We start from the raw sequence: 7,794 nt of genomic DNA, 5'->3' as shown, positions 1-7,794 counted from the left end.
TTATTTATAAGACGTCTTTTAACGTCTTTGCGAAAGAAACCGTATCACTCAGGTGATGCGGTTTTTTTTCGTCTGTAGAAAACCTACTGCAACCCTGCGTATTACGGCGTTGAGGCAAATGACCAACGGCATTACCTCACCGTTGGTCATCTCATTACCGTCTGATTAACCCTTTCTGTTTCCCGCCAGCGCCAGCGCCAAACACGCCACCGCAACAGGACATGCCAGCCAGATAAACACATCTGACAGACTTTGTGCCTGGCTGAACAGCAATCCCCCTGACAACGATCCGCAAATAGAACCTGCCCGGCCTGCGCTTAACGCCCAACTGACGCCCGTTGCCCTGGCATGGGTAGGGTAGAAGGTTGAAGCAAGTACGCTAAGATTGTTCATCGTTCCGGTCAGGGTAAAGCCCAGCACAAATATTGCCGCCAGTAATGCCTGCGGATGCGCAAGCTGCGCGCCGGTTAAGGTTAACGTGATCGCGGCGATAACGCTGGCGACTGTCAGTACATGCAGGCTCGATAAACGATCCAATAATGTCGCCATTACGATCCCACCCAGCACTCCGCCCAGTGGCAACATAGCCGCGATATGGGTCATTTCTGCCACCGGATAACCGCTTTTGGACAGGATCAGCGGCAGCCAACTGGTCAGCAGATAAAACACAAACATAAAGGCAAAAAAGGCGCACCACAGCACCAGGGTAACGCGGATAGTGTCTTTATGGAAAAGCGCTGCAACCGGCGAGGAAACCTGCACGGTTTCGTTATTGATATAACAGACCGCCTCTTTTTTTTTGCCGGTTATTTTGCTGACGATATGGTTGAGCTTTTTGCGGTATCGATCGCGGCCCGCCATAAAGCAGAGCGATTCCGGCAGCCAGACTACCGCTATCGGGATCAGAATAAGCGGAGCGAGGCCGCCCACCAGCAGCAGACCATACCATTGAAAGATCGGTAAAATGATCCCGGCGATCCAGCCTCCCGCTGCGAGCCCCAGCGTAAAGCCGGAATAGCTCAGGGTCACTAACAATATTTTGCTGCGTGCCGGGGAATACTCCGAGGCAAGCGTAATACTGTTGGGCAGAATAGCGCCCATGCCGATCCCTGTGATAAAGCGTAACGCCGTCATTTCCATCACCGAATCGGTCAGGATGGTCGCCAGCGTGCCGGTCGCTACGATCATAAGGCTTAAGATCAGAATGATCTTTCTGCCGTACCGGTCCGCGAGAATACCGAACCCGGTCGCCCCGGCGAACATGCCAAATAATCCCGCAGCAAATACCGGTGCCAGCTCCTGGGGCGAAATGTGCCAGGCTTTGGTCAGCGTCGGCGCAATATAGCCAATAACAGCGGCGTCAAAACCATCCAGCACTACCATAATGCAGCACAACAGCAGCACCCTTATCTGGAGCGCGGAAAGCGGCGCCGCATTGATTACGTCAGAAATGGCCAGACGATTGTCGTCCATGTTAATTTTCCTTGAAGATGATTATGTTAAAGAGCACCGTCCTGTCCGGGAATAAATAAGGCAGGGCGGTTTGGGTGATTACAGATAAAGCGTGAACAGTAAATTGAGCTGCGTGTCGAATGGCGCTGCGCCATAGAGCGTATCTTTGCCAGGTGAATAATGCTGCCACTGCACAGCCGTATCCCAGCGCGTAAAGTGGTAACGAAATTCGCCCCAGTACAGATTGCTGTCGTTAACCTGATCAAGACGAACCATGGCGTTCACATCCAGCTTATCCATCAGACTGTCCTGCCAGTTAAAAAAGAAGAAGATCCCCTCGCGGGTGGCGATTTCCTGGGAACGGACGAGATAGCCGCTATAAGCGGCCTGCATCGCCGGAGGCGACGTCCGGAGTTTTTCCCATTCGTCACGGTCGGGGGCGGCTTCGTTATACTGATACTCTGCGGTCAGCGAGATTTTACTGGCGGAGGTAAAGGTTCCTCCGACGGCCAGCTGTGAGCGAAAATGCCCGGCGGTATCCCGTTGCCAGGCTTTGTCCCACTGATCCTGCTGCTTGCCTCCCGCCCACTCTGCATAGAGCGTTGTGTTGTCATTCAGCAACAGACTTAAATTGACGCCCGTCTGCAAAGCTTCGTCTTCGGAGAAGAGCGCCAGAAACTGCGGCTTGAGTCGGTCGTTAATCTGTGGACTGTAACTCAGCTGTCCACGGTGCTGGTTATTGGTGCTGCCCAAATCCGCGCTAAAGGAGGCGGTGCTGCTTTCCTGCGACAGGCGCGGCGACCAGAGCAGGGACACCGCGCCGCTGTCCCACAGCCACTGACCGTTCAGCATCACGCTGCCCTGACGATTCTGCCGCAGGCTGGTCGGATCGATATCGGTAACGACACGGGTTGCGCCATCGCGAAACCAGTCGGTCGGCGAATAGCCAGTCGCGACGCCGTTGCGGATGTTGATCCGTCCGGCGTCCAACGCCAGCCCTTCCACGGGTTGCCAGTTCAGATAACCCTCCTGCCAGGTATTCATGGTGTGGTGGCCGGTCAGACCAGCGGTATCAAGGTGATCCAGCCGGTCGCGAAACACCAGTCGCAGGGTGTCGGTCAGGCCGTTGTCGAGGCTGAACTGCTCCGAGCCGCGCCAGTAGCGGCTCTGTCCGTCGTCACGGTTCTGATAGCCCGCCGCGCCGTCGATTTGCAAACGCCAGGCTTTCGGCGCGGCTGATTCAACAGCCGCTTCGTCCGCCAGCGCCAGCGCCGCCAGCGAACTGTCATCAGCCTGCGCCCCCGCTGCCATTAACAGCCCGCAGGCTGAAGCAATGATGAACGGTTTCATGGCGTCGCATCTGCCCGGAAGTTGACCAGATAGTCGCGCTGGAACCAGCGTTCCGGGATGTCACGAAAGTGATAATCCTGATTGCGCATAATAGTGACGAGCTGCGGATCCAGTCCGTCAATGATCACGATTTCAGTCGGACGCGACGCCCCCAGCTGTTGCTGATAGCGGCGATACCAGGCGGTTTTCAGCAGGCGCTCGCTCTCGCTGTAAAACTGCGCTTTGATCGGATCCCAGCCCTCTTTTTTCACCCACAGCTCAATGTGGTGATAGACCGCCTGCGGCGTGCTGGCCTTCAGCGTCAGGCGGATGCTGGCCTGCTGCTTACGGTGGCCGTCTTCAATGACTTCTTCCGCCTGGGCCGTGGCTTTATAGTCGGCGGCGAAATTGGTGGATACCACATCGCCATTGGCTGCCTGTCCCAGCAGGCGCTGCTGCGGCGAAATACGCACGCTCGCTTTGCTGGCGGGCTCATAGAACCAGATGTCCTGATCCTGTTTAAGCATCAGCTTACCGGCATCGCGCTCCGGCGCGGTAAAGCGCAGCAGACTGCGGTACTGACCGCTGCGCGGATCCGGACGGGAATAAACGATCACCGTGGTGGCGTCTTTCTGTTTGCCGTTCTGATAATCCAGCAGCTGGGTGGTCAGTGAAAAACTCTGCGTCGGGTTACGGATCGCATCGCTGGCAGAGAGGATCGCCTGCGGATCCTGGGCGGCAAAGGCCGCTGGCAGATAACACAACAGGCCGCAGACCATCAGGCGAGCGCGCTTCCTTGTAAAAAACATACACTTTTCCTTTCGTTTGATTCAGACATGCCGCAGGGCATCGATAATGTTCAGACCGGCCGCCCGCCTTGCGGCAAAGCCGACGGCAAACACGGCCAGACAGGCCGCGCCAAGGCTGACCTGCGCGATAAGCGCCGGATGGCTCGCCACGTTCGCCAGTAATGGCACTGAATAGGTCATGCCCGGCGGTACCCAGCGCAGGGAGAACAGGCGCAGTGCTGCATCCCCCGTCAGCGCCAGCGCAATGCCCGCGCCGCAGCCCAGCAGCACCATCAGCAGGCTTTCAGTGACAAACAGGCCGATCACGCCGCTACGCTGTACGCCCATGGCGCGCAGCGTGCCGATTTCCGTGGTGCGCTCCATCACCGCCATACTCATGGTGTTGCCGATCATGAACATGGCGACAATCCCCACCAGCAGCGAGGCAAGGCCAAAAAAGGTATCGAACATATGCATAATCTGACCGTGCATCGGGTTAAGCTCGAAAACGTCATGCAGCTCCAGGCGCTGATCGGCAAAGGAGGTCGCCATCAGCATGTCGATACGCGCCCGTGCGGCGGCAATCTGATCGGTGTGCGCAAGCTGAATGATAATGCCGGTCACACGGCGGTCTCCTGCACCGAAGACCAGCCGTTGCGCTGTCGACAGATGCATCGCCAGATAGACGTTATCCAGCGGCTGTAAGCCCTGGTTGAGGGCATCGATCACCGTTAGCCGCGCAATATCAGGCGCGCCGGTCAGACGCGTCGTCAGCACGTCCACCTGGCGGTCGGTTTGTTGCGCCAGGCTTTGCGTCTGCTGACTGGCAAGCGCGGCGATATCCTCATCCAGCACGGCGGCAGCCTCGTTATCCGCCACGGCAGCCGTCGGCGGCGGACAATCCTCCAGCTTCAGCGTGTGGCACAGTCCGAGGATCCGGGCGACGCCGGTACCGATAAGCGCGCTGTTCTTCCCGGTGCCCGCCAGCGGGTAGGGCGGTATAGTGATCGGGTAGTTATAGTCATTCCACTGCTGCAACTGGTTCTGCTCGTCGGGGATCACGCCGCTGATCATTACCTGGGTGGAGGTCTGGCGCAGGAAATTACCGGCGATCCCGCCGGTATCCAGCACCGGCGTCACCACGCGCAGCATCGGCTTTAACAGCGGATCGTTTTCGAGCGTCGCGATCAGCCGATCGCTGTCGGCAATGCTGAAAGCAGTGGGATTGCCGCTGCCAAGCGCCATATATCCCGCGCGGTGAAGTTGCAGATGGCCCGCGCGCTGCACATAGGCGGTTTCCAGCCCGCTGGCGATGTCGCTGACAAAACCGCCGAACAGCAACAGCGCGGCGGTGCCGATGGTCAGCGCCAGCTGCGTTGAAAGGGTACGGCGACCATTACGCCGCAGATTACGTAACGCCAGACGCAGCAATTTCATGACGCCTCCCGGACTAACTGGCCATCTTTCAGAGTAAAGACCCTGTCGGCATGGGCGATGAGCTGCGGATCGTGCGAGGAAAAAACAAAGGTGGTCTGGTGCTCATGCTGGAGCCTGCGCATCAGCAGGATAATTTGCAGCCCGGTGGCGCTGTCCAGATTCGCCGTCGGCTCGTCCGCCAGCACCAGTTTTGGGGTATGCGCCAGCGCGCGGGCGATCGCCACCCGCTGACGTTGCCCGCCGGATAATTCCCCCGGCATGGCGTCGGTTTTACCTGCCAGCCCGACCTCATCAATCAACCGCGCCACGCGCGCGCGGCGTTGCGCCGGCTTCATGCCGCACATCAGCAGCGGGTATTCGATGTTCTCCCCGGCGGTCAATACCGGCAGCAGGTTGAAGTTCTGGAACACAAAACCAATGTGGGTGGCGCGATACGCGGTCATCTGGCGATCAGACCAGCCGCGCACCGACTCGCCGTGCAGATAAATCTCGCCGTCGTCCTGCTTGTCGAGACAGCCAATAAGATTGAGCAGCGTGCTTTTACCGCTGCCGGAAGGCCCCGCCAGCACGGAAAACTGGTTCGCAGGGATCGCAAGGCTGACGTCGCTCAGCGCCGCTACCCGCTCCCGGCCCATCCGATAATATTTTGCAACCTTGCTCAGGGTGACGGCGGTCATAGTCCCTCCCGGTACTGCCAGCTGATGTCCGCCACCGAGGCAAAACGCGCGGGCACCCGCCAGCGCAGCATATTTTGCGTGATATCCAGCATGTGCAGGCTCATGGCCGCCATCAGCCGTGGCGCGGAAACCCCGGCGAACATATCGCGACTGCGGGCGATCTCCCGTGCCGTGTCGGCACGCTGTTCGGTGCTGGCGAAACGCGCTTTTGAACGCAGCATGCAATGAAAGCTGCGGATATCCCCCTCATCGGGCAGCAGAACAGTTGCGTCGGCATCCCCGGCGCTCAGCAGCCTGGCCCCGGCGTTATCCAGCAACAGCAGGCCGTTGGTGGCACGCGGATTACACTCCACGATGGCCAGGCCGTCCGGCGTCTCCATCAGGTCGAAGCTGATTTGGCCGCTGAGGGAATGCTGAGCGATAAAGCGGCGGCAGAAGGCTTCGACATCAGGATGACGCAGCGCCTCAAAGCCGAAGGCTGCGCTCTGTTTCCAGCGGTGGCGGGGCAAATAGCAGGCGTGGGCCAGCAGTTTACCCTTATGCGCGAGGTTGTAGGTGCAAAGTTCACGACCGATCAGCTTCTCCTGGATCAGCCAGCGTCCCCCATCCTGGCGTGGCAGCTGCGCTTCAATCAGCGGGATACGGGGATCCAGAAAAACGCCGTGGCCGAAGCTGGAAAACTCCTGTTTCAGCAGAGGAGAACGATAATCGACAGAAAGGCGGCGCCAGTCTGCCACGCTGTCAACCACCTCAGTACGCGGCGTAATCAGCCCCGCATCTTTCGCCAGCGCCAGCACCTCGTATTTGCTGTGCAAACGGGTAATCAGCGCATCCGGCAGGACGAAGAGTTCAATGGACGGATCCAGCCGCCCGAGGGCATGCTGCCGCGCCAGCCAGAAGCTTTCTTCAAACATCGGAATAAGGCGCGTCGCCGGGGCCTGTTGCGCCAGCCGGTTTACCGCTTCCAGAAAACGCTGCGGATGGGCGCGTAAACAGGGCAGGCGAATGAAAGGCACGTCCGGCGCGATAAGTTTTGAAAGCGCGGCGCGGTTGCTGTCGATAGCCGTCACCTGCGCACCGGCCTCCTGTAACGAACGGGCAAACCAGGCGGCGAAGGGAAAGCGAAAGCCGCTGATTAAAAACCGGGATGTATTCATAACGATGCTTCTTCCCTGAGCCAGTCGATCATGCTCGCCGCAACCTGCGGCAGAGCGTCATGTTTAAGCATTTCATAGTGGTTAGCGTTCACGCGGCGCACTTCCACGGCGGCGGTAAATTGTCCCCAGCCGTAGTCGCGCTGTTGCAGGTTTTGCCGGAACTGGTTCATCGCCTGGGTCAGCGTTTCATCGCCCAGCAGCCGCAGCGAGAGATGAGAAAACCAGTCGATGCGATTGCGCTCGCCGCGCAGCAACAGCAGCCTGACCGGGCAGGTCTGCGGCCGGTAGCGCATGACGGCGTTATTGATGCTGATATAGGTAGCCAGCGTGCGCTGGATTTGCTGCGGACTGAGCCGCCAGCTCCGCCCGCCGACGCGATAGCTGATAAATTCCAGCGCCTTCCAGCGTGGACCGGCAGGCACCAAGCCGAGCAGCGAGCCGAGCACGCCCGCCGCCAGGGTTTTCCCCCATTGCGGGATCAGGCGCAGCAGCGGGCGTTCCGCGGATACCAGACCGAGAAAATCGCGCAGGAACATCTGGAAATAGAGTTTTTCCGACGGCGGCGGAACGTCATAAATACAGAAGGCGTCGATAAAACAGAGGCTGACTTTTTCCCCGGCGCAGGCCAGCTGTCGCGCCATCTCAAAGGCGGTCTGCGCGCCGAAAGAGTAAGCGCCGATAAAATAAGGCCCGCAGGGCTGCGTGCTGCGTACCGCCTGAAGATAGTAAGCGCTCATCTCCTCCACGCTGTCGAGCGGCGTGGTGCCTTCCGCAATGCCGGAGGCCTGCAGGTAATAGACGTCGGCATAAGGCCGCAACAGCGGCGTCAGGCCGGTGTAGTGTGAAATATTGCCGTCCCCGGCGTGAACCAGAAACAGCGATGGCCGCACGGTGGCGTTGGTCTTACCCATTATTCATCCCTGATGTCGTTATGTTTAGCGGCGGCGCGTCCTT

General features: G+C 58.9%; 7 protein-coding genes. All 7 read right to left on the bottom strand.

What is annotated here, in order from left to right; genetic code table 11:
• Window positions 1–165 precede the first annotated feature (165 nt).
• The 7 genes from ACQUTD_RS07800 to ACQUTD_RS07770 all read right to left on the bottom strand — a co-directional run bounded on the left by ACQUTD_RS07800 (window position 166) and on the right by ACQUTD_RS07770 (window position 7,751).
• Complete coding sequence (locus ACQUTD_RS07800; protein ID WP_473273958.1) at window positions 166–1,473, bottom strand: MFS transporter; 1,308 nt, start codon at window positions 1,471–1,473, stop codon at window positions 166–168.
• Between the two features lie 78 nt (window positions 1,474–1,551).
• Window positions 1,552–2,802 (bottom strand): hypothetical protein, encoded by a 1,251-nt coding sequence (locus tag ACQUTD_RS07795; RefSeq protein WP_473273960.1) that lies wholly within the window; start codon window positions 2,800–2,802, stop codon window positions 1,552–1,554.
• Window positions 2,799–3,590 carry an outer membrane lipoprotein-sorting protein gene (locus ACQUTD_RS07790; RefSeq protein WP_473273961.1) on the bottom strand — a complete coding sequence of 264 codons (792 nt, stop codon included), beginning with the start codon at window positions 3,588–3,590 and terminating at the stop codon, window positions 2,799–2,801. The genes ACQUTD_RS07795 and ACQUTD_RS07790 overlap by 4 nt, the downstream gene beginning before the upstream one ends.
• Before the next feature lie 21 nt (window positions 3,591–3,611).
• The gene (locus ACQUTD_RS07785) at window positions 3,612–5,006 is read right to left on the bottom strand and encodes an FtsX-like permease family protein (protein ID WP_473273962.1); all 1,395 of its coding nucleotides are present in this window, start codon (window positions 5,004–5,006) and stop codon (window positions 3,612–3,614) included.
• Window positions 5,003–5,683: an ATP-binding cassette domain-containing protein gene (locus ACQUTD_RS07780; RefSeq protein WP_473273963.1), complete on the bottom strand. Its 681-nt coding sequence runs from the start codon at window positions 5,681–5,683 to the stop codon at window positions 5,003–5,005. The genes ACQUTD_RS07785 and ACQUTD_RS07780 overlap by 4 nt, the downstream gene beginning before the upstream one ends.
• Window positions 5,680–6,840 carry an ATP-grasp domain-containing protein gene (locus ACQUTD_RS07775; protein ID WP_473273964.1) on the bottom strand — a complete coding sequence of 387 codons (1,161 nt, stop codon included), beginning with the start codon at window positions 6,838–6,840 and terminating at the stop codon, window positions 5,680–5,682. The genes ACQUTD_RS07780 and ACQUTD_RS07775 overlap by 4 nt, the downstream gene beginning before the upstream one ends.
• On the bottom strand, window positions 6,837–7,751 hold the full coding sequence (locus ACQUTD_RS07770; RefSeq protein ID WP_473273965.1) for an alpha/beta fold hydrolase: 915 nt from the start codon (window positions 7,749–7,751) through the stop codon (window positions 6,837–6,839). Before ACQUTD_RS07770 ends, ACQUTD_RS07775 begins: the two co-directional genes overlap by 4 nt.
• Window positions 7,752–7,794: the final 43 nt, after the last annotated feature.

The sequence above is a fragment of the Enterobacter sp. K510 genome, from assembly GCF_055804875.1.
Note: the sequence above shows the minus strand (reverse complement) of the source record. Positions and strands in the feature narration are given on the sequence as shown.

Bases quoted from the DNA above. Each gene is read 5' to 3' on its own strand.
- ACQUTD_RS07795 (WP_473273960.1), bottom strand. From the start codon at position 2,802: ATGAAACCGTTCATCATTGCTTCAGCCTGCGGGCTGTTAATGGCAGCG.
- ACQUTD_RS07770 (WP_473273965.1), bottom strand. From the start codon at position 7,751: ATGGGTAAGACCAACGCCACCGTGCGGCCATCGCTGTTTCTGGTTCAC.
- ACQUTD_RS07790 (WP_473273961.1), bottom strand. From the start codon at position 3,590: ATGTTTTTTACAAGGAAGCGCGCTCGCCTGATGGTCTGCGGCCTGTTG.
- ACQUTD_RS07785 (WP_473273962.1), bottom strand. From the start codon at position 5,006: ATGAAATTGCTGCGTCTGGCGTTACGTAATCTGCGGCGTAATGGTCGC.
- ACQUTD_RS07775 (WP_473273964.1), bottom strand. From the start codon at position 6,840: ATGAATACATCCCGGTTTTTAATCAGCGGCTTTCGCTTTCCCTTCGCC.
- ACQUTD_RS07780 (WP_473273963.1), bottom strand. From the start codon at position 5,683: ATGACCGCCGTCACCCTGAGCAAGGTTGCAAAATATTATCGGATGGGC.
- ACQUTD_RS07800 (WP_473273958.1), bottom strand. From the start codon at position 1,473: ATGGACGACAATCGTCTGGCCATTTCTGACGTAATCAATGCGGCGCCG.